This window comes from Paenactinomyces guangxiensis (assembly GCF_016055185.1).
In the GTDB taxonomy this organism is placed as follows: domain Bacteria; phylum Bacillota; class Bacilli; order Thermoactinomycetales; family Thermoactinomycetaceae; genus Paenactinomyces; species Paenactinomyces guangxiensis.
Window position 1 is genome coordinate 1 of the sequence record NZ_JAECVR010000033.1, and the last position, 20,910, is coordinate 20,910.

The following is a 20,910-nucleotide window of genomic DNA, read 5'->3' on the forward strand; positions in this document are numbered from 1 at the left end:
GAATTTCATCCACCCTCTACACTAAAATAAAATTTCTGTAAACAACATGAAAAGGAGCTGTACCTTCAAGTAGATTTTCTACTTTTGGGACAGCCCCGAAGAAAGCATCGAAATGCACCACATACGTCATATTCGAAAAGGTAAGAAAACGAACCAATACCTCAAGCAAATTATGAGCCAACTTAATCGGAAACAAATCCCAACCTGCAAAGAATGTCATAGAAAAATCCATCGTGGAGAATACGATGGATTGAAATTAAGTGACCTTACATACGAACCCAGATAATCGCAGTGTTCCTGGAGAGCCGTATGCATCGAAAGATGCACGTACGGTTCGGGAGGGGGGAGTTGGTGTCGTCTCCGACGCCCGGCTCCCTACTTCACGACTTACCCCAACACACCTACACATTTGCTTCCGGAACGGTTGAATCCTATGTGGGAACGACTGTAACCGGAAATACAAAAGAGTTTGGAGATTTGTGGCAACCATCATCTTTTTGATCCCTTGCTTCAAGAATTAAATTAAAACCGATGGACAATTGAGTTCTTTGGATTAGTGCTCTACTCTCAATACACAGATTGATTCGTAGGACTGACTCCGAAGGAGCCAGTCTTCCACCCCTACCTTATCCTCATAGACATAATGGATGTAAAGAGAAGAGATAAGGCAATTGAATGGTGTTTTAGTCCTTTTGCCACTGCTTTGTCACTTCCCGGATATGATCTAACTGTTCCCAGTACTTCGCAATTGCCGCTTTGCCCTCACGAGTGATGTGAATGGTGGTGTGAGGGATTTTTTTGCGCACAAATTGTTTGTCTATTTGAACATAACCGGCTTTTTCCAGTTTGGAAAGATGAGAAGATAAATTTCCCTTTGTGAGCCCTGTCAACTCCTGCAAAAACAAAAATTCAGCCAAAGTACAGGCGTCAAGAGCGCTCATAATGGCCAATCTTGCCGGTTCATGGATCAATTTATTTAACTGTGCCATTTTTTTGAATGGTGTCACCAAAACACCCCCTTGAAATGCAAATATATTTATATTAATAACTAGTTTGTATTGTAAACCAAAATAAATTCTATGTAAAGCCAGAAAAGGGAAATCATTATACTATTTCCAACCTTACTAAATAAAGAAAAGAAGTAGCAAAACCCCATTATGGCTCGAGTTCCCTTCGTGATCTCAAATCGTTTTTATTTATTGGGGAGATAGTGGAAAAATGGGTATTCTCGGCACTGAATAAAGATGGAGTGACACAAATGCGACAGATAATTATAATATTTATATATTCTTTTTTATAGGGATTTTCTCATGTTAATGATCCAACCAGCAAACTCTGCTATCTATACGTCAAAGCCAAACAACGAATGGAGCATGTCATTATCCAAATATAATGTACACAAGCTTAAGTTTTAATTTGTACTGACAGTCAGGATGGCCATTTGATCTGGCCATCCTGTAAATAATATTTGATTGACAAAAATGCGCTAACCTTCATCAAAGGCCAAAGGGGTACACAGCATGGAAGTCGAAAACAGATTGGGAGAAAACAATTCACATACACCACTAACTGAAAAAGAAATTGAACAGAGACGGAGGAGCCTGCTAATACGTCACTATCAGGAACTAGCTTTGAATAGCTGGCCATCTCTTCAAACGCTGGTGCGTGATGGATGGCTGCTTCGCTTTGCCGATGGTTATACAAAGCGTGCAAATTCTATCCAACCTTTCTTCCGCCCTCAATCAGATTTTTGCTCAAACATAGAGGTCTGCGAATCATTTTATTATAAAAAGGGACTGGACGTCGTATTTAAGATGTCAGAAGAAGCACAGCCCTCGGTATTAGACGGTGAACTTGAAAAACGGGGATATGAAATCGTGGATCCAACCAGTGTCTATTGTTTATCATTAAAAAGTTTACCAGTACCAAAATATAAACATATCCAACTGTCAGAGAAAATAACGAACCAATGGTTAGATCATTTTTGTACAATTCAACCAGAGGAGATCAAAAATCGGGAGATAATGAAAAAAATGTTCCAAAATATTATGCCTGAACACAGGTTTGCAACGATTAAATCAGATGATGGCGGTATCGCAGCATGTGGATTCGCCGTTTTACAAGATGGGAAAGTTGGCTTGTTTAACATTGTTACAAGCCAGGAATATAGACGACGGGGATTTGCTCAATCATTAATTTTTCATTTATTAAATTGGGCGAAAGATAATGGTGCCAGTTCTGCATACCTTCAGGTAGTTTGCGAAAATATTGCTGCCCAAAAACTATATAAAAAGCTGGGGTTTGAGGAACTGTATCGGGAGTGGTATCGAGTAAAAAGGTCCACATAGAATCATGTAAGGCTGTCCGAAAGTGAGGGTTCTTTTGGGACAGCCTTTTGTCATCTAGTTGTTGTTTGGTTGAAATGTAATTGGATACTGTTTTACACCATAGACAAACGGGCTTTGGATATAGGATAACTCTGATCCGGTGAGATATTGAATCTCATTCAGACGTTCCAGAATGGTGCGCAGGGCGATTTTTCCTTCGAGCCTCGCAAGGGGAGCCCCCAGGCAGAAATGAATGCCAAAACCAAACGCGAGGTGGGGATTAGGCTTGCGATCAACCACAAAACTTTCGGGATTTTTAAATTTAGTTTCATCACGATTGGCCGAAGCAACCCATGAGATTACCTGATCCCCGGTTTTTATCATCATCCCGCCAATCTCGACATCACGTGTTGCCACCCGCCCAATGGCCTGAATCGGTGGGTAGAAACGAAGCACTTCCTCGATAAAGCCGGGAATGAGATCTGGGTTTCCTTTTAGCTGCTGTTGTAAGGCCTGATCTTCTGTCAAGCGGCGGATTGTGTTTGTAATGAGATTGGTCGTCGTTTCATTTCCGGCTGCTAAAAGGAGAACGGAAAAAGCAATCACTTCTTCATCGTTCAACTTCTGTCCTTCAATCTCGGCTGACAGAAGCTGCGAAATCAGGTCATCTTTTGGCTCGGTGCGGCGCTGGTCAACAATTCGTGCAAAGTAAGCGCTCAACTCTTCCGATGCCTGCTCTTTTTCAGCTACGACCTGGTTAAAGGCCTCTTCAGTATTTTCGTCCGGTCCCTTGACAAGGATATCAGACCAATCTTTAAAAAGTTGGCGATCTTCCGGAGGAACGCCAAGCAGCTCTGCAATGACGATGACAGGCAGCGGAACGGCCAGGTCGGATACGATATCCATTTCGCCATGTCCCTCTACTGTATTCAACAATTCATTGGTGATAGAGGTGATATGGGGGGCCAGATCATTGATCACCTTTGGTGTGAATGCTTTGTTGACCACCCCCCTCATCTGGTTGTGGCGGGGTGGATCCATAGTCAAGATGGTTTCCCTTCTTTTAATGTCCATTCCACGCCGTGAGGAAAATGTAGCCGGATCTTTCAGAATGCGATGTACATCTTCATAGCGAAATATGTCCCAGCAACTGCGGTTTTCATCGTAGCGGACCGGTGTTGATTGGCGGAGTTGATCGTAGATCGGGAAAGGATTGAGACGTTTTGCTTTTGTGTTTAATTCAGCCATCGGTATGATGTTGGCATAGCGTTCAGTTTTATTTGTTTCTATCATGGGCGTTTCCTCCTTGATCTCGTGGTCTTCATTCCGCTTTTGCCGGCGGATGGGGCCGCGTATTGAAACAAAGTACGTTATCTGTTATTTTTTCCTATCATACTGTGTATCATCAGGGCAGGATTTCTTTTATTATCTGGGAGGAAGTTTGCATCCCTGTACTTATCACGTACGCTTTAGAATTTATCGATACGTTGAAACTATACAAAAGGGACAATCAGATCCACATTTGATCTATCTTTTAGCTGACTTGATTTCAGAAGGATTACAGAAGGGAAGGATTGCAGAAGGGATGGGTTTCGATCTGGAGGTAGAGATGATCCGTCTGGCTCACCAATTGGACATGCTCACCTGTCCGTATGTCTTCACTGAGCAGGTTGAGAAATTCAAGGCGGTAACGGAATAAGCCTATTTTTGCTTGAGGCTTGAAGTTAGAAAAAAGTGACTCCATAATCGTGAGTCACTTTTGCTTTAAACGAACCTTTTTATTCAGTTACTTTCGCAAGAATGGATTCATAGATCCCGGTTCCATGTCCGTGAATATGATTCATCTCATCTTTTAAAATAGCTGCCAGCGCCTGTTTCTCTTCATTCGACAGATCTGCTTCCAAATCCCGTAACTTCCGTTGCAGGCTGCTCAAAATGTGCAAACTTTGCAGAGTCTCCTCCTGTTGAGCCGGGTTTTGATCATATAGAAGATGGAGACGTGCTTCCCGTTTTTCCAACTGCTCAGAAAGCACATTCATTTCTTCAAGGGATAACCGCATACTATTTCCTCCTGACATGACATTTATCGTTAATCTTAGTATCGGTTATCGATCTATTGACCATACTTTATCACGCTTTTGCTTATAAAAAAGCAGAGAGTACCGCTCCACCGACAGCAGAGAAAACAACAACAATCCAGGCGGGAAGTCTCCAGATAGCCAGAAATGCAAAAGAAGCCAATGCTAAACTAAAATCAGCAGGTGTTTGAATTGCTTTGGTCCAAACAGGATCATACAGGGCAGCGAGCAGGATTCCGACAACGGCTGCATTGATTCCATGCAAAACAGCTTGAAATTTGGCCTGAGAGCGAATCCGGTTCCAAAATGGCAATGTCCCGACAACCAGCAGGAATGAGGGGAGAAAAATTGCGACTGTGGCCACTAATGCACCGGACCAGCCATGAGTGAATGCCCCCAAAAGGCAGCAAAGGTAAACAGGGGTCCGGGAACTGCCTGAGCCGCTCCATAACCAGCCAGAAATTGTTCGGGTGTTACCCATCCCGGGGGAACTACTTCCGTTTGCAAGAGGGGGAGGACTACATGACCTCCGCCATATACCAGGGCCCCAGTGCGGAAAAAGCTATCAAATACAGCCAGCCATGGCAAATGAAAAATGTGTCTCAAAAGAGGAAAGGCTGCCAGAAGGACGAAAAAAAGCCCTAACGAAATGACAGCGGCCCTCTTTCCTATCGAAATGTGAACAAGTGGAGAGTGGGATACTTTCACTTTACAGAACCATCGTCCAAGTAATCCACCTGCAACGATAATCAGGATCTGGGCCATGGATGTTTGCCAGAAAACTGCCGCAATGGCAGCCAAAAAAGCGATGGTAGCCCGAGTGCGATCAGGTGCCAGATTTTGTGCCATTCCCCACACGGCATGGGCTACGACGGCCACGACCACTATCAGTAACCCCCGTAACCAGTCTAAATCTTTGACATTCCAGTCTTGCAGGAAATAGGCGAAAAGGGTAAGAGCGATAACGGAAGGAAAGGTAAATCCGATCCATGAAGCGATGGCACCCGGGATTCCGGCACGAAGCATCCCGATGGCAATACCGACTTGACTGCTTGCTGGTCCGGGAAGGAATTGACACAAGGCTACAAGGTCAGCATATGTTTTTTCGTCTAACCATTTTTTTTGATTTACATATTCATCCCGAAAATATCCCAAATGGGCGATTGGCCCCCGAAGGAGGTTAACCCCAGACGTGTGGCAACTCCTAATACTTCCAAAAAAGAACCACGATGGGAAGGGGAGTGTTGTTTCATGGTTTTCGTCACTCCGGTTTCAGTGAAGACAGAGTAAATGAGAATATGAGATAAGCCGCTTTGATTCAGGATCCTCTTTCATTTGTTTTGCTTTTAGCGGATAATGGTTGAACGAACCGGGAATCCAATGTCGAAAAGTAGATCCCGATGCAAATAAGAAAGGCGCCGACAAAAAATTTCCAGGTTAAAGATTCATTTAACAGAAAATATCCTAATACACTTCCGACTAAGGGTTGAACAAAGAAAAACAGGGATCCGGTGGAAGCTTCCATATATTCAAAACCTTTGTTCCAGAAGTAAAAAGCCAGGGCGGTTGAAATGATTCCGATGTAACCAACACCCATCCAGAGCAAGGGGTCGGTTGGGAGTTGAACATCTGACTGCACATATTCCCAACTGGCGATGGGAAGGGTAAACAGCACACCAAAACTGTTGGCCCATGTAGTTACTGTAAGCGAAGAATACTTTTGTGTCTGAATCCGGCTTAAAACGGTATACAAGGCCCATGTGATAGCTGCGCCGAACAGAATCCAACTGCCCATAAAAGAAGCACTGCCCATCGACTGCTGAGGAAGGCCAATGACTGTAACAACACCCAGTGTAGCTACAATCAGGGATGTGATTTTCCAAGTATTTAAACGTTCACGCAGCAGCCACCAGGCAAAAAAAGAAATCAATGCAGGGGATGCAGAGGTGATTAAAGACCCTAATGAAGCTCCTGATAAATCGGTGCCGAGAAATTGCAACCCAATTGAACCGGTATACCCCACAAGCCCGATGATTGCTAAAAGAAATAAATCTTTTTTGTCGATGTGCCACGCTTTTTGGTACCATGCCCAAATGCCGAGCACCACGAGGCCAATGATAAATCTTAATTCCAGCAGTACCCAGGGAGGGATATAGTCCAGCACGATCTTGCTTACAACATACATTCCACCCCAAATCGCGGCTGCAGCAGATAAATAGATCACTCCCAACCAGGATTTCAATTTGGACAACCCCCTTATTTGCTTCCTTTCAGGCGACTGAAATAAGCCCCAGGAACTAACTGTCCGGGGTTATGCTTCGTTGCTTTGCTGGAGCTACAGAGTCAGCAGCATTTGTACAATAAATAGCCGTTCGTTATAATTGAGATAATTTAGGGTTTAATTGTATGGGAAATAACCTGCTGGCAAGATGGCCGGCATCCGACCTGTTGGGGAACACTCTATGATGGATCCACAAAACGGATTCGGGAAAGCTGTTGCTTGACCTGACCCCGGATTGCTTTTAAATAAATTTGCCGGAGCCGGGCTTGCTCATGTTTCTCTTCTTCAGTTAAACCAACGCTTTTTTGTTTTCTGGCTAACTCGTTTATTCTGTCAATCAGCTGATTGTCTATCAATTGAACCACTCCTTCTCTCACACTTTACCTAATTCTTATATCCCATGCAAGAACGGAGAGGGGGTTAAAAGATAGGATGAAAGTTATCATCTATACAAGGGTGAGTACTAAAAAAGAAGAGCAGGAAAGCAGCCTTGAGAGGCAAAAGAAAGAGTTAATTGACTGGGCACGTGAATTGAATTTTGAGGTGGTTGAAATCATCTCTGAACAGCATAGCGGGTTTGATCTGGACCGCCAGGGACTTTTTCGCTTATTTGATACAATTAAAAAAGAGAAAGCAAAAGGAGTACTCATCCAGGATGATACCCGATTGGGCCGCGGAGAGGCCAAGTTAGCTATCATTCACCAACTGTATCGCCTGTCATGCCAAATCTTTTCCAAACAGCATCGGGGAGAGTTAGAATTAGATGCTGGGGAGTCAACCGTTTTACATATCATTGCCAAAGTGGAAGAATTACAGAGAAAGATGATGAATCAAAAGATCAGCTGGGGGATGCAGAGAGCCATTCGCGAAAAAGGGTATAATCCCGCCCGAAACCTTAAAAACCAAGGGATGGGAGGCCGGGAGAAAAAAGAAGTACCGTTGGAACAGATCATTGCATTGAAGGAAAAAAAGCTAACATTTGAAGAGATTGCTGCAACCTTGAAAGGCTTTGGCTATAACGTATCACGTGCCACGGTACACCGCCGTTATCGTGAATGGAAGAACAGACAGCAAGAAATAGCAGCAGACGAGCAGAGAGAGATGGAGGAAACAATATGATCGATTGGAGCATGTTTGAAAAGCTGACACAAACTCCCGGTGCACCGGGGTATGAATATGAAGTGCGAAAGGTGATGCGCTCTTACCTGTCTAAATATACAGACGAGATTGTTCAAGACCGCCTGGGTAGTATCTTCGGCGTTAAAAAAGGAAATGAATCGGGACCAAAGGTAATGGTAGCCGGCCATATGGACGAAGTTGCCTTTATGATAACGCAGATCACTTCCGGCGGCTTCCTCAAGTTTCAAACATTGGGCGGTTGGTGGTCGCAAGTAATGCTTGCCCAGCGTGTGGATGTTATTACTCGTTCCGGGAAAAGAATTCCAGGTGTGATCGGCTCAATTCCTCCTCACTTGTTGAGCGATGAAAAAAAGGGAAAGCTGGTACAACCCTCCCAGATGTTTATCGATATAGGAGCCAAAAGTGATGAACAGGCTCGTGTCTGGGGGATTAAACCGGGGGATTTTGCAGTGCCTCACTGCCCGATCGTTGAGATGGAAGGCGGTGAGCGCCTGATGAGTAAGGCATGGGATAATCGCCTCGGTTGTGGAATCGCCATTGAATTGCTTAAGGATCTTCAGAGCGTTCAGCATGAAAATATTGTTTACTCAGGGGCTACTGTGCAGGAAGAAGTCGGGCTGCGTGGTGCCGCGACTGCCGCTAACTTGATTGAGCCGGATATCTGCTTCGCAGTCGATTGCGGTCCTGCTGGAGATACTCCGGGAGTAAGTGAAGGGTTTGGTGAGATAGGAAAAGGTGTTCTTATCCGTATCTATGATCGCTCCATGATCACCATGCCGGGAATGAGGGATTTCTTATTGGATACGGCGGAGTCGGAAAATATTCCTTATCAAATCTTTGTTTCTCAAGGAGGAACCGATTCAGGCAGGGTCCATGTCTCGGGAAACGGTGTTCCCTCTGCTACAATCGGGATCTGTGCGCGATATATCCACTCTCATGCGGCGATCGCCGACAAAGAAGATATTGAAGCAGTAAAAGCATTTGCCGTTGCGTTAGTGAAACGCCTGGATCGTTCTACATATGAATCCATCTTGAACAGATTATAAAATCCTTACTGGATGTCATCCAAGGCATCCAGTTTTTTAACGAATTTGACCATTTTTATCCCTTTTACTGAGTTATAATGTTCTTGTTATGTTTTAATAAGGCAACAGGAGGTGATGGAATGAATGAAAGTTCACAGTTTCAGCCATTAGGATTTGGTGAATTGTTAGATGGTACATTGCGAATTTACAGGCGCCATTTTTGGTCATTATGGACTTTTTGTTTCCTGATCAGTTTTCCCTTTAATTTGTGGATTGAATGGTGGTATTTGCAAGAAACGCACAGATTTGCAAGTATTCCGGCGGATCGGGAGTTAATTATTCTTTTGATTGATACGTTCATTTGGTTCGCCATTCTGCCTCCGTTCATTCAAAGCGCCTGCGTTTACCTGTCCCGGTTAAAGCGGACAGGCTGGAAAGAGTTATTTGTTTCTATTCGGAACAATCTTTGGAAGGTGCTGGCTGCTCATTGGCTGATCTGTCTGTTATGGGGAGTTCTTTTCACGCTCATCGTTGTTTTGATCGGCTTGCCGCTCTACATGTCGGCACAGGAGAACGGATCAACAAACCCGGACGAAATCATATGGATGGCTTTTAGTATCTGTATGCTGGTATTTTTAATTCCGGGTTCGTATTTCTATGTTAGGCTATCTCTTGTCACGCCCGTCATTGTAGAAGAAAATCCCACTATCTGGCGGGCGATAACAAGAAGTTGGGAATTGACCAAAGGTGTGTTTGGTTCCACTCTGGGGATACTGGTTTGTTTAGGTGCCATTACGATCCCGTTTCTCTTTGTGCAGATTGGAATTAAAGAATTATCAACGGCTGTCTCGTTTTATCAGACCAGTTGGATTTGGGATGGAATTTATATCCTGAGTGTGCTGTTGATCGATCCTTTATTGCTTTTTCTCTACCCGGTCTTTTGTGGCATTTTTTACTGGAATCAGCGCGCACGTAAAGAGGCATATGATCTCCAATATCAATTGCAACAGGTTTCGACTGATCGGAGGTGAATCCAATCGGAGCAGATATTCAAGAGGCACGCAGGCAATTAACAGAGATTTTGTCCGATCCAGAGTTTGGGGGAAATTCAAAAAATGTTGAAGCTCCTGATATCAGTTTGCAGCCGGGGACACCAAAACAAACTTCCTTTTTTTCTCAATGGAATGGGGAGTTCCCTCAGGAAGTACTATTCGCTTTATACATATTTCTTGGTGTTTTTGTTGCTGTGATTTTGATCTGGGTGATTAGAAACTGGTGGATTCAGCGGTCTCTTAAAAATTCCGTGAAGAGGAAAAAAAAGCCCCAGGAACAGCCACATTGGCTGGATCAAGCGAAAACGCTGGCGCAGCAAGGGGAATATCGTTTTGCAATCCGTGCGCTGTTTCACTACTTGCTGGAGTTTACATCCAAACAGAAGAAGATTTTCTTGCAAATTGACAAGACCAACGGCGAATATCAACAGGAGGTTAGAGAGAGATGGCCCGCCAACGCTAAGCCGTTTGGTCAATTAACAAATCAATTTGACGAGATCTGGTACGGAGAAAAGCATGCCACAGAAAACGAATTTACCCTCTACCAAAGAAAGATTATGGAGTTTGTGGAAAAGGGGGGACAGGATGAGAAGAGGTAAGGTTTGGCTCATCGTTGTTGGTGTAGTGATTGTATGCGGACTCATCGCTATTTCCCTATCCAAATGGGTCTCCTTTCCAAGCAAAAAGCCATATTCGGCCCAAAACCCAAAAGAGCTGGGAGTTAAAGCCCTTTACCTCCTCTTTGAAAAAAGGGGGAAGAAAGTAGGGTTGTGGGAATCTGAGTATGAACAGCTGCCTTCAGAAAAGCAGGATACGTTAATCGTGATTTCTCCGAGTGAATCTCCATCACCCTCTGATTTGCAATCTTTGACAAAATGGATTGAAAAAGGGAATCAACTGGTACTGTGGGCTTCGATTGATTCAAAATGGGTAAAAGCGTTTCAATTTAACGGAGTGCCATGTTATACATCTGCGGAGCCCAGAAGGGTTCGGGCTGTTGTGGATGATCCCTGGTTAAAGGAGATTAAGGAACTGGATTGGCCCAGTCAAGAGTGCGCGGTGTCAAGCAATAAAGACAAGAAAATCCTTTTAGACGAGGAAAATCATACATTAGTTGTCAAGCGGAAGGTCGGTAACGGGAGCATTATATATATCCCGGATGTGTCACTTGTGACAAACCTCAGAATTGATAAGGCCGACCATCTTGCGTTACCGCTTGCTTTTGTGGAAAACCGGCCGGGAAAAATCTGGTTTGATGAGACGATTCATTCATGGTCTGCAAAGCCGATTAACCCTCCGTCCAGTTCGCCCAACTCAAGTTCTCAGCAAGAATCTGCGGAGCCTGAGCTCCCTGAGATATCACCATCTTTCTTTTCTTTGCTAAACAGCGATGGCTGGTTTATTCTGCTTCAGCTTGTGATTTTTATCGTTTTCTGGCTGTACGCCAAAGGAAAAAGATTTGCTGCTCCGCGTTTTGAAAGCGTGAAAGAAACGAGGGATGGGCTAGAGTATGTAGAAGCCATGGCAAGATGGTATCATCGCTCAGGAATTCGGAAAGAAACATTGCTCAGTCAGCATAACGGGTTGCGGGAACATATTTTACAGACATTTCATTTGCCAAAAGATATCTCCGAGGAGTCACTCTTACAGCACATTGAGCAGTTTATGGGGAATGAATACCGACAAACCTATCAAAATTTAAGCAAAATCATCGCTCAGGTTGTCTTTTCGAAAAAACGAATCTCTCACGCTGTTTTTGTTGAATGGAGTGTCACAATTGCACAACTAAGAAGGGAGCTGGAACAGTGGAAAGCCCGACCGCAAATCTCAGCCGCATCCAAAGTGTAACAAATCATGTGATCCAGACAATGGATCAATCAATTATTGGACAACAGGAAAATCTTCGCTTATTATGGGCCAGTTTGTTAACAGGCGGGCATGTCTTATTGGAAGGTGTTCCCGGGCTGGGGAAAACGTTGATGGTCCGCTCTTTGGCCCAAGTGATTGATTGCCAGTGTTCAAGAGTGCAGTTTACGCCTGACTTAATGCCTTCCGATGTAACAGGAACCAAAGTATTTGACTTACAGTCCGGGCGTTTTTCTTTTCGTAAGGGACCCATTTTTACAAATGTTTTACTGGCAGATGAAATCAACCGTACTCCACCTAAAACTCAGGCTGCTTTACTGGAAGCGATGGAGGAAAAACAGGTAACGGTTGACGGCGAAACATTTACCCTGCCGCCCTTGTTTTTTGTCGTTGCTACACAGAACCCGGTTGAATATGAGGGAACCTATGTTTTGCCGGAAGCTCAACTTGACCGCTTTGCGGTAAAACTGATTGTTGATTATCCCGATGAAGAAAATGAAAATCTGTTGTTCTCTACTCATAAACCGGGTGAACGCCGCGAGAAATCTTTACAACCGGTGATCAACATGGAGGATGTCTTATATCTCCGCTCGGAACTGGAACAGGTGACTGTTGAATCCTCCGTGGTTCAATATCTGCTCAGCATCATTCGTGCTACCCGCAAGCATCCGAAGATCGCATTGGGAGCCAGTCCCCGTGCCGGACTGAGTGTCTTGTCATTAAGTAAAGCAGAAGCTGCCATGAGCGGACGCACATTTGTTACACCTGATGATATTAAAGGGATGATTAAGCCAGCTCTGCGCCACCGGCTCATCCTTCATCCCGACGGCGAATTGGAGGGATGGAAGGCGGATGACATCCTGGATGAAATCATTCAATCTACCGTGGTTCCGCGCTAAGTCGATCCTGCCCTCTTCACAGTTGATTTTTATCTTGTTTTTAAGTGTTTTGGTTACCGCAGTCGGGGCCTGGTGGGGCTGGGGATGGTTATTTTTCAGTATTTGTAATGGTGTGATCATCGGCCTGGTGGTGATTGATGGTTTTCTCCTGCGGCAATTCCCTGTCTTTACAGCAACACGACAAGCAGAGTCCTTGTTTGAATTAGGGGAAGAAAACCCTGTAATCCTTCTCCTTCAATCTTCTTTCCCTATATCGGTTCGGAGCTGGGTTCGGGATGATTATCCCCACGGTTTTCAGGTGAATAATTATACTTTTGAATTAGCCTGGAAAAATGAGACCCAAAAAACGGTCAGGTATCATGCTCAGCCACACCGTCGGGGGAGGCACCAGTTTCGGGACATTCATTTGCGTGTGGAAAGCAGGTTAAAGCTTCTTTTGGTGCAACAAACAATCCCCGCTCCGGCTGAAGTGAAAGTGTATCCGCGCCTGGAATCAGTTCGCAAGGTGAGACAAGGCTTTTACAGGCGCCAGTCAATGAGTGATGGTACGCCGATTGCCCGCGCCTTTGGAGCCGGGAGGGAGTTTTCCCATATACGCGAATACCTGCCTGACGACGATCCCCGCAACATCAACTGGTCAGGAACTGCCCGACAAGGAAAGCTGGTCAGTAACGTGTACCAACCTGAAGTTGGCCAACAGGTGGCAATTTTACTAGATTGCGGACGGATGATGGGAGTCCAAAACGAGGGGCAATCTCAACTGGACAGATCTCTTGAAGCAGCATTAGGCTTTGCTGCCATTGCGTTACAAAGAGGGGATCGGGTCAGTTTTCTTGCATTTTCAAACAAGATTTTAAGATGGGTTCCGCTGGGGAGAGGGATGGATCATCTGCAACACCTCATCGAAGCATGCTTTGATTTGGAACCAGGTTATGTGGAGTCTGATTATCTACAGATCTGGGAAATGATTTCAGCTCATCATAAACACAAAACGCTGATCACCCTGTTTACCGATGCAGCCAACCTTGCTTTCTCTGAGACAATGTCACCGCTGATCGGACGGGCCAAAAAGAAACACCTGGTGATGACTGTTTCCATGCAAGATCCGCGCATGAAGAAGCTCTGGGAGCAAAGTTATCATAATGAAGAGGAAATCTATAAACGGTTAGTCATTGAACAATTGCAATCTGAACGGCAACAAACACTTCGGCAGTGGGGTAAAAAAGTGGTCGCTTTAGATGTCGAGCCGGAAAAGCTGGCCAGCGCAGTGATCTATTCTTATCTGGAGATCCGCAACCGCGCAGAAAGGTAATCGTAGCAAAAAGAGAAACCACCTTCCTGAAATGCTAACAATTTAGGAAGGTGGTTTTTGATGGAGATAAGGATATGTCATGAACGACATCACTATTGAAATCGGGAGGATCCGTTTTTTAAAAAACTTGATAAATTATGCTTACTATCTAACAATATGAGAAACAGTGTATGACAAAAGGATGAGGGAGATATGGCAGAGGGAAAACAACAGCGCTTAGATAAAGTGCTGGCTCATATGGGATTAGGTACGCGGAAAGAGATAAAGAAAATGGTTAAAGCCGGGCACGTATCTGTGAACGGAGAGGCAGTTAATGATCCCGGAACTCATGTGTATCCGGGGCGTGATGCAATCCATGTAAGTGGCCGCCAAATCGAATATCGTGAGCATGTTTATCTGATGATGAATAAACCGCAGGGAGTGTTGTCAGCCACTGAAGACAAACAGGCGAAGGTGGTAGTTGAGTTGTTACAGCCGGAGCATGCGCTTTTCCAGCCGTTTCCGGTGGGGAGATTGGATAAGGATACTGAAGGATTACTTCTACTCACAAATGATGGCAAATTGGCGCATCAGCTTTTATCCCCAAAAAAGCATGTACCAAAAACCTACTACGCGATTATACAGGGGACCGTCACTGAGAAGGATGTAAAAGAGTTTCAGCAGGGTGTTACACTGGATGACGGCTACCATACGATGCCGGGTGAATTAAAGATCCGGAGATCCGGTCCGAGATCAGAGATAGAATTGACAATTTACGAGGGGAAATTCCATCAGGTGAAGCGGATGTTCCAGGCAGTCGGTAAACAAGTGGTATATCTGAAACGAATTGCTATGGGGCCGCTGAAACTGGACTCCTCTCTTGAACCAGGAAGCTATCGCGAATTGACCAAGGAAGAGATCTCCTTGTTAAAAAGGGAATAAGTATGCGTCATCAAAGGTTTTGCACTTGGGTGGCTGTGGACTCTCCGAAGGGAAACGATGAAAAAGACTACCTCTTTTTTCGAGATAGTCTTTTTCATTCTTCAATTTACTGTTCCTTATTTTTTCTTAAGACAACCAACAATTGACCCAGTAAGGTCACTAATACAAGACAACCGGTAGCAAACGGAAGTTGAGAAGGTGCCAATCCAGCTAGTAGAACAATCCCCCCAAGTGCGGAACCTATCGCACTACCTAAATAATTAGCGGAACTGTTTAAGGCAACAGTAGCTGCTCCGTGATTAGGTTGTAAGTGAAGTAATACATGTTGTTGTGGGGCTTGTGAGGCCCACCCCATCGCCCCCCAAAGAACAAAAGGCAGGAAGCTTAGAATAGGATATTTCAGTCCCAATGGTAGGCTGAAGATGGCAAAAGCCAATATTGCTAGAATACCGGCCATTAGCAAACCGGGTCGGCCCGTTCGATCAATCAGAGTACCAATGGAAAAGCTACCGATTACACCACCAATCCCCCATGCCCACAGATATGGCGTAATGTTATTAATGTCTGCCAGGTTATGCAAGATGGATGCGATATAAGTATAGAGACCCAAGCTCGCAACGCTGGTCATAAGAGTGATACCAATGGTTGCTGAAACCCGTCCATTGGTCAGCATTGCAACACGTTGACGCAGTGATGGCGGCGCCGAAGCCGGAAAGTTTGGGAACCAGATAACAATCCCAATCATGGCGATCAGACCAAGTGCAGTGATTAACCAGAGAGTCCCTTGCCAACTCAGATGCTCAGCAATGACCAATCCAAGTGGAACCCCTACGACTGTACCCATGCTCATGCCGCCTAGCGTCATACCAAGGGCACGGCCGCGTTTCTGTTCGGAAACGAGGGATGAGGCAGCTGCAGCAGCCAGCGGGGAATAAAGCCCTGCTCCGATTCCTGCAACTGCACGTGCCATAAGCAGCAAGGAAAAACTCGAGGCTAGTGCACTAGCTCCATTGCCTACTGAGAATACAGCGAGTGCCAGTACTAAAATCCGGCGCATTGGTTTTCCAGCCAACAATGTTGCAAAAATTGGAGCTGCCAGTGCATAACAAAGTGTGAAGACGCTAACCGCTTGTCCCGTTTGTGAAAGGATCAAGGGAATTCGGCTTTTAGACCGACCAATGACATTAATGATTCAAAACACTTCGTGGGAACTAATACAATCATTACAGGAAGGAAGACTTGATGCAGTCTTTGTTGATACATCGTATGTTGGGGAGTCTTTGTGGAGTTGTGAATTGTTTACGGAGTCTTACTATGCGGTGTTTCCTTTACATCATCGTTTCCATTCACGAAAAACTGTTGAGCTTGCCGAACTCTGCGAAGAACCACTAATCGTTCATCAAGCCCCTTGCGATACAAGGAAGCATATCATCGAACAAATGGAATCGCTGAGCCACAAGCCTAACATCATCAGCAAGGTAGCTTTTGGCGACTTTATCCTTGGAGCAGTAGCGGCTGGAATGGGAATCACGATTATCCCCGAATTGATGGCTAAAAATATCGGTCATCTCCAGCTGTTCGCTCTGCCTATTACTAATTTCGGAAGAAAAAGATCGATTTCTATAGCTACCCGTAGTCGTAAACTTGGATTGCAATTATATGAGTTTATATCGACATCTGTTGAATCTCCATCTACTAAGTAGTGACGCAGAACATGTCTTCTGCGTCACTTTTGGGTTATGATAGGTGAAAAAATACAGGAAAAGGAGAGGCTTAACGGTAACGGATCGAAACCGGCTCTTTCGTGATCTGGAGCGATCCGGCAATCTTCGTTCGATTGCCATTGCCTATACAAGGATAACGATCCTGCGTTGTTCCTCTCCAATTATAAACAGCGTATTTCTATTCGATCTGTCCAAAGGATCTTTGAAAAACTGGATATTCTTCCACACATGTTGCGCCCATACTTATGGTCGGGAACTCGTTTCCTCTGGCGTCGATATTGCAACGGTTTACGTATTTTTCCTTTATTCTAATTCCCTTGTATCAATAATATACTGAACAAAAATGACGCTGATCAAGCCAGGGTGCTTACCAAACAGCGAAGTGGTATCCGACTATCATGATGTATCTGTTTACTGAATCGGCTAAACAGAATGACCTAAGTTGGAATGTCATTGCGTTGCCATGATACCAAAGTTTCCTTCATATATTATTCCTTCCTGCTATGAACCCACAGTAAAAAATACTCAAATAATGAGCTGTAAAAATGGATCAACAATCTGGCAAAAAAAGTCGGGAGGGCCGTGCCTGTCCAATTTTTCTTCCGCAAGGAGGCATTGTCATGATCGATGTAACCCAATCCCCTTATGATGCCAAAGGTGATGGTGTGACTGATGATACGGCAGCCATTCAGCAAGCACTGAATGATGCAGCTGCTTTCGGCGGCGGTGTGGTTTATGTTCCTAACGGGACATACAATATCTCCGCATCTCTCGTTGTCCAAGACTATATCACTCTCCGGGGAGACGGTATGGATTTGACTGTACTTAATCTGAAAGGCAATAGTAACACGGTGGGAATCAAAACTCCCGATAAAACGATAATCGCTCTAACCCAGCAAAATGATTTTCTCCCTGGGTATACGGTTGATCAGGTTAATAACACCCTTGCTACTGGTGATTGTGTGGTATATAAGTCTGCCAAGCGGTTTACGGAAGAGTGGGACGGCGGGACAGCCATACGGGGTTACTACACCAACGGGGAACTCTTCCGTTTACAAGATGCCAGTGCCACTACTCTATATTTTGAGGAGAGTCCACACATGGACTTTCCCCATTCGGACACAAAGGGAATCGATGCCTTCACTCCTACCCGAAATGTTGTGATTGAAAAACTGACCATTACACGGGATGGAGTTACCAAATCGGGAACTGACATCGCAGGAAATGTCGGGGTTCTCATCCAGTTCTGTGACGGGGCGGTCGTTCGGGAAGTGAAGTCGGTCAATACCAACTATGCGGGGGTTAAAATTGATCGAAGTATCGACGTGACCGTGGAAGATTTTGAATCTGTCGGTTTCAGTGCTGAAGATGGTTATCTCTATGGGGTTTTGGTTGCAGATGGAGCGAAAAATGTTCACCTGGCCAATATCCGCTCAAAGAAGAATCGTCACGGGATCGCCGGTGGCAACTCGGGGATTGCGGTTCCAGTCAATGTTTATGCTGATGGAATCTTTATCTCGGAGACGGTCAACAACCCGAACGGCACGGAGACACACTCTCTCGACTGTCACGGGGCTACGATGAATTTCCATTACCGAAATGTTTCTGTCGACAAAGGTCTGTCCATCTCCGGGCAGGGGCATGTGGTGGAGAAGGTGAAATCCTCCGCAGGACACTTCCTGATGTACGAAGGAGGTGTTGACATGATCTTCCGGGATATTCACTTTACCGAATGCCGGGGATTCTTCAGCAGCAAGGCGGTCAAACAGGTCTTGATCGAGAATGTGACTTTAAATTACTCGAGGTACAACCGCAACACCACCCATTCATCTTCGGAGGATGTTCATTTCCGTGGCTTCCGTCTTATCAATAAGGACTTTCTCTCCGCCGGATCTGATACTGAAGCCGACCAGACTGTCATTCAAACAGGTCAAGGCTATATCGGTCTCTTGCTGCGCAAAGGATTCACCATCCGGGACAGCTATATCGAAGGATTCCCGGAAGGGTTATATGTGACCGGTGCCAATGTCAAAGTGGATCATGTTCAGATCCAAAATTGCGGATGGCTGTCCCGGTTCACCTCCCAGGAATGCGGGTTGCATGTTCATAATGGAGCAGATTGTGCAGTAATTCGAGATGTGCTCATTGGCTTTAATAAGTCAGGCATGACCCCGCAGCGACCGATTCGCTTTGATTTTTTCGATACCATTGATGGAGCTTCCAATGGTTACCGGATTTTTCTGGAAGGATTCCGGCATCTTCCAGAAAAAAGCTGATATTGTCCAGTGAAAGAGTACAATATCAGCTTTAAATGATACTATTGCTTTTGGTAAGCCCTGTATACTTGAAAGGCAAGTTGACCCAGATTTTGTTTCGCAATTTCGTATGAACAATCTTCGCTGAGAGCTACGATGACTAATGCGTGCGGGCCTGTATAAAGAATTCCTGAATCGTGAAGGACACGTGTAACCATCCCGGTTTTGTGGGCCAATTCCCAATTTGGTATGGTTCCCACCAGATGATTATCCTTTTGAGGAAGAAGCGAGGGAAAACAATCACGAATCTGTTGTTTTTTAAGGGTCTGAATCATCTGCAAACTGCTGTGATAAGAGACAGCTTCCCCTTGAGCAAGTTTGCGGTAGCAACTGGCGATATCAGCGGCTGTGATTGTGTTCACACCTTCCCGCTCAACAGGTACAATCATTAATGGATTGTAGAAGACGCTTTTCGTCATGCCAAGCTCTTTCATGACTTCATTAATCACTTCTTTTCCGACCAAATCGATTAGCAGGTTGGTCGCAGTATTGTCACTTTGTATAATCATCAGGGTGGTCAGGTCTTGGATCGTTATTTTCATCCCGGGGGACAGGTGTTGAAGGACGCCTGAGCCCCCTACTTGTGCTTCCTGCGGGAGAGTAATCTCATCACTCAAGGCAAATCGATCTCTCCAAGCTTCACGGTAAACGGCAACCATGATTGGAACTTTAATCACACTGGCTGAAAAGAAGGGGTGGTCGCAATTATATTCCCAGGTTTCTCTTGTTTTCAAATCTTCAACCCAGATACCCCATTTACCTGGCAACTGCTTTTTCCATTTTTCCAATTGAATCGTTAATTGCTGAAAAGGGTGTGACATCCTTTTCACCTTCTTTTTGTCAAAAATTGATCAAAATATCTCGGCTGGCAGTGAAGCGGGCCGATTATCCTCTTGGAAAAATCCACCCGCTTCCCTAAGCCTTTATTGAGCTTGAAATCAAACAAGATGAGCGTCTTGTTCTCTCCCAGGAGACTTCGAAGCAGTTGATTGGCTGATTCCATATTTAAAAAATGGCCAGCCAAAATAAAGTAAGAGAAGGAGCAAAGTAATTAAAGCCACAAGGTATTTGGTCCAATGTGGCCAGGGGGCTGGTGTGATATATCCTTCAATGACTCCGGCGATCATAAACATTGGAATCACACCCAGCATGAGTTTAATGGTTACAATTCCCTCCTTGATCAGGGAATGACGTCTAGTCATCTCTCCCGGTACAAAGAAGCGGTAAGCAAGTGACAGACCCGCGGCTCCTGCGATAAAAATGGCTGTTAATTCAATCACTCCATGGGGCCAAATAAATGCCCAAAATGGATACCCGCCATCTGCCCGGTGATAGAGGGCGGCCAAGGCGCCTATTAACATACCATTCATAAAAAGGCTCCACACGGTTCCGATTCCGAAGAGGATTCCCCAGGCAAAACACATAAATGCCACTTGAATGTTGTTGACCATGATTTCACTCGAGACGATTGCGTGGTTCCACTGTTGTTGCCCAATTTGATCAGGATCAACATGTGTGGCCACCTCCGGCGGTAAAAAATAGGGGGCATAGTCTTCGTTAAAGTAAGTGAGCAAAAATGCCAACAGAAAACCTGCGAACAGCAGAAAGCCTGCCACAAAGAAAAACTGAGAGCGTTGGTAAAACAAATAGGGGAACTCAAACATAAAAAAGCGCAGAATTTGTCGCCAGTACCCCTTTTTCACTGTTCCATAGAGATGATTATGTGCACGAATGACAAGGCGATTCAAATATTCTGTCGTTTCATGCCCAGGGAAATAGGTTTGTGCATAAGCTAAATGAGAGGATGCTTTCCGATAAACCTCACCTAACTCATCCAATTCTCCCTTATGTAAGGAACCATATGAAAGTTGTTCCAAGAGGTACTCTAAACGTGACCATGTCGATTGATTGGTTTGAACAAAGTTTCCTAAGTTTTTTGTTGATTCTAAAGTAGTCGGCACTCGTTTCAC

At 44.9% G+C, this 20,910-nt stretch carries 21 protein-coding genes and 2 pseudogenes; 14 read left to right on the forward strand and 9 right to left on the reverse strand.

The genetic code is table 11. The features are described 5' to 3' along the window. The first annotated feature begins 106 nt into the window (after positions 1–106). Positions 107–286, forward strand: coding sequence for a hypothetical protein (locus tag I8U27_RS21460; RefSeq protein ID WP_408637642.1), 180 nt, complete (start codon positions 107–109; stop codon positions 284–286). A gap of 65 nt (positions 287–351) precedes the next feature. After that, positions 352–501: a hypothetical protein gene (locus tag I8U27_RS19075; RefSeq protein WP_181754772.1), complete on the forward strand. Its 150-nt coding sequence runs from the start codon at positions 352–354 to the stop codon at positions 499–501. A gap of 182 nt (positions 502–683) precedes the next feature. On the opposite strand, the gene I8U27_RS19080 is transcribed toward I8U27_RS19075, so the two are convergent. Next, entirely contained in the window at positions 684–1,007 is a 324-nt protein-coding gene (locus tag I8U27_RS19080; protein ID WP_309506185.1) for a transcriptional regulator, read from the reverse strand. 513 nt (positions 1,008–1,520) lie between these two features. On the opposite strand from I8U27_RS19080, the gene I8U27_RS19085 reads away from it, so the two are divergent. Continuing rightward, the gene (locus I8U27_RS19085; RefSeq protein ID WP_181754769.1) at positions 1,521–2,348 is read left to right on the forward strand and encodes a GNAT family N-acetyltransferase; all 828 of its coding nucleotides are present in this window, start codon (positions 1,521–1,523) and stop codon (positions 2,346–2,348) included. Between the two features lie 54 nt (positions 2,349–2,402). On the opposite strand, the gene I8U27_RS19090 is transcribed toward I8U27_RS19085, so the two are convergent. After that, positions 2,403–3,620 carry a cytochrome P450 gene (locus I8U27_RS19090; RefSeq protein ID WP_181754767.1) on the reverse strand — a complete coding sequence of 406 codons (1,218 nt, stop codon included), beginning with the start codon at positions 3,618–3,620 and terminating at the stop codon, positions 2,403–2,405. Between the two features lie 49 nt (positions 3,621–3,669). Between I8U27_RS19090 and I8U27_RS21465 the strand changes: the two are divergent. Next, a pseudogene (locus I8U27_RS21465) lies at positions 3,670–3,996 on the forward strand (phosphoenolpyruvate hydrolase family protein); the annotation flags it as partial. A 109-nt stretch (positions 3,997–4,105) separates the two neighbouring features. On the opposite strand, the gene I8U27_RS19100 reads toward I8U27_RS21465, so the two are convergent. The 4 genes and pseudogenes from I8U27_RS19100 to I8U27_RS19115 all read right to left on the reverse strand — a co-directional run bounded on the left by I8U27_RS19100 (position 4,106) and on the right by I8U27_RS19115 (position 7,051). Continuing rightward, on the reverse strand, positions 4,106–4,387 hold the full coding sequence (locus I8U27_RS19100; RefSeq protein ID WP_181754765.1) for a hypothetical protein: 282 nt from the start codon (positions 4,385–4,387) through the stop codon (positions 4,106–4,108). 82 nt (positions 4,388–4,469) lie between these two features. Next, positions 4,470–5,658, reverse strand: a pseudogene (gene chrA / locus I8U27_RS19105) (chromate efflux transporter). A 65-nt stretch (positions 5,659–5,723) separates the two neighbouring features. Beyond that, complete coding sequence (locus I8U27_RS19110) at positions 5,724–6,647, reverse strand: DMT family transporter (protein ID WP_232345677.1); 924 nt, start codon at positions 6,645–6,647, stop codon at positions 5,724–5,726. Positions 6,648–6,865: 218 nt separating this feature from the next. Further along, complete coding sequence (locus I8U27_RS19115) at positions 6,866–7,051, reverse strand: DUF896 domain-containing protein (RefSeq protein WP_377534305.1); 186 nt, start codon at positions 7,049–7,051, stop codon at positions 6,866–6,868. A gap of 67 nt (positions 7,052–7,118) precedes the next feature. Between I8U27_RS19115 and I8U27_RS19120 the strand changes: the two genes are divergently transcribed. The 8 genes from I8U27_RS19120 to I8U27_RS19155 all read left to right on the forward strand — a co-directional run bounded on the left by I8U27_RS19120 (position 7,119) and on the right by I8U27_RS19155 (position 14,901). Next, a complete protein-coding gene (locus tag I8U27_RS19120; RefSeq protein ID WP_181754761.1) occupies positions 7,119–7,805 on the forward strand; it encodes a YneB family resolvase-like protein in 687 nt (228 codons plus the stop codon). After that, a complete protein-coding gene (locus tag I8U27_RS19125) occupies positions 7,802–8,872 on the forward strand; it encodes a M42 family metallopeptidase (protein ID WP_181754758.1) in 1,071 nt (356 codons plus the stop codon). The genes I8U27_RS19120 and I8U27_RS19125 overlap by 4 nt, the downstream gene beginning before the upstream one ends. A gap of 119 nt (positions 8,873–8,991) precedes the next feature. Next, a complete protein-coding gene (locus I8U27_RS19130) occupies positions 8,992–9,882 on the forward strand; it encodes a hypothetical protein (protein ID WP_181754756.1) in 891 nt (296 codons plus the stop codon). Next, positions 9,879–10,502, forward strand: coding sequence for a DUF4129 domain-containing protein (locus tag I8U27_RS21200; RefSeq protein ID WP_181754754.1), 624 nt, complete (start codon positions 9,879–9,881; stop codon positions 10,500–10,502). Before I8U27_RS19130 ends, I8U27_RS21200 begins: the two co-directional genes overlap by 4 nt. Continuing rightward, a complete protein-coding gene (locus I8U27_RS19140; RefSeq protein WP_181754753.1) occupies positions 10,489–11,751 on the forward strand; it encodes a DUF4350 domain-containing protein in 1,263 nt (420 codons plus the stop codon). Before I8U27_RS21200 ends, I8U27_RS19140 begins: the two co-directional genes overlap by 14 nt. Next, entirely contained in the window at positions 11,709–12,668 is a 960-nt protein-coding gene (locus tag I8U27_RS19145) for an AAA family ATPase (protein ID WP_309506184.1), read from the forward strand. The genes I8U27_RS19140 and I8U27_RS19145 overlap by 43 nt, the downstream gene beginning before the upstream one ends. Continuing rightward, positions 12,622–13,980 carry a DUF58 domain-containing protein gene (locus tag I8U27_RS19150; RefSeq protein ID WP_181754748.1) on the forward strand — a complete coding sequence of 453 codons (1,359 nt, stop codon included), beginning with the start codon at positions 12,622–12,624 and terminating at the stop codon, positions 13,978–13,980. The genes I8U27_RS19145 and I8U27_RS19150 overlap by 47 nt, the downstream gene beginning before the upstream one ends. Positions 13,981–14,172: 192 nt before the next feature. Further along, positions 14,173–14,901: a pseudouridine synthase gene (locus tag I8U27_RS19155; protein WP_181754746.1), complete on the forward strand. Its 729-nt coding sequence runs from the start codon at positions 14,173–14,175 to the stop codon at positions 14,899–14,901. A gap of 106 nt (positions 14,902–15,007) precedes the next feature. Here I8U27_RS19155 and I8U27_RS19160 read toward each other — a convergent pair whose 3' ends face one another. Next, a complete protein-coding gene (locus I8U27_RS19160) occupies positions 15,008–16,054 on the reverse strand; it encodes an MFS transporter (protein ID WP_220186050.1) in 1,047 nt (348 codons plus the stop codon). A 34-nt stretch (positions 16,055–16,088) separates the two neighbouring features. On the opposite strand from I8U27_RS19160, the gene I8U27_RS19165 reads away from it, so the two are divergent. Together I8U27_RS19165 and I8U27_RS19170 are read left to right on the forward strand one after the other, a co-directional pair. Next, on the forward strand, positions 16,089–16,604 hold the full coding sequence (locus tag I8U27_RS19165; RefSeq protein ID WP_232345682.1) for a LysR family transcriptional regulator substrate-binding protein: 516 nt from the start codon (positions 16,089–16,091) through the stop codon (positions 16,602–16,604). A gap of 641 nt (positions 16,605–17,245) precedes the next feature. Beyond that, the gene (locus I8U27_RS19170; protein WP_181754742.1) at positions 17,246–18,901 is read left to right on the forward strand and encodes a glycosyl hydrolase family 28-related protein; all 1,656 of its coding nucleotides are present in this window, start codon (positions 17,246–17,248) and stop codon (positions 18,899–18,901) included. A 41-nt stretch (positions 18,902–18,942) separates the two neighbouring features. Here the strand turns inward: I8U27_RS19170 and I8U27_RS19175 are convergent, their stop codons facing one another. Together I8U27_RS19175 and I8U27_RS19180 are read right to left on the reverse strand one after the other, a co-directional pair. Beyond that, complete coding sequence (locus I8U27_RS19175) at positions 18,943–19,761, reverse strand: serine hydrolase (protein ID WP_181754740.1); 819 nt, start codon at positions 19,759–19,761, stop codon at positions 18,943–18,945. 117 nt (positions 19,762–19,878) lie between these two features. Continuing rightward, the gene (locus tag I8U27_RS19180) at positions 19,879–20,901 is read right to left on the reverse strand and encodes a stage II sporulation protein M (protein ID WP_181754738.1); all 1,023 of its coding nucleotides are present in this window, start codon (positions 20,899–20,901) and stop codon (positions 19,879–19,881) included. Positions 20,902–20,910: the final 9 nt, after the last annotated feature.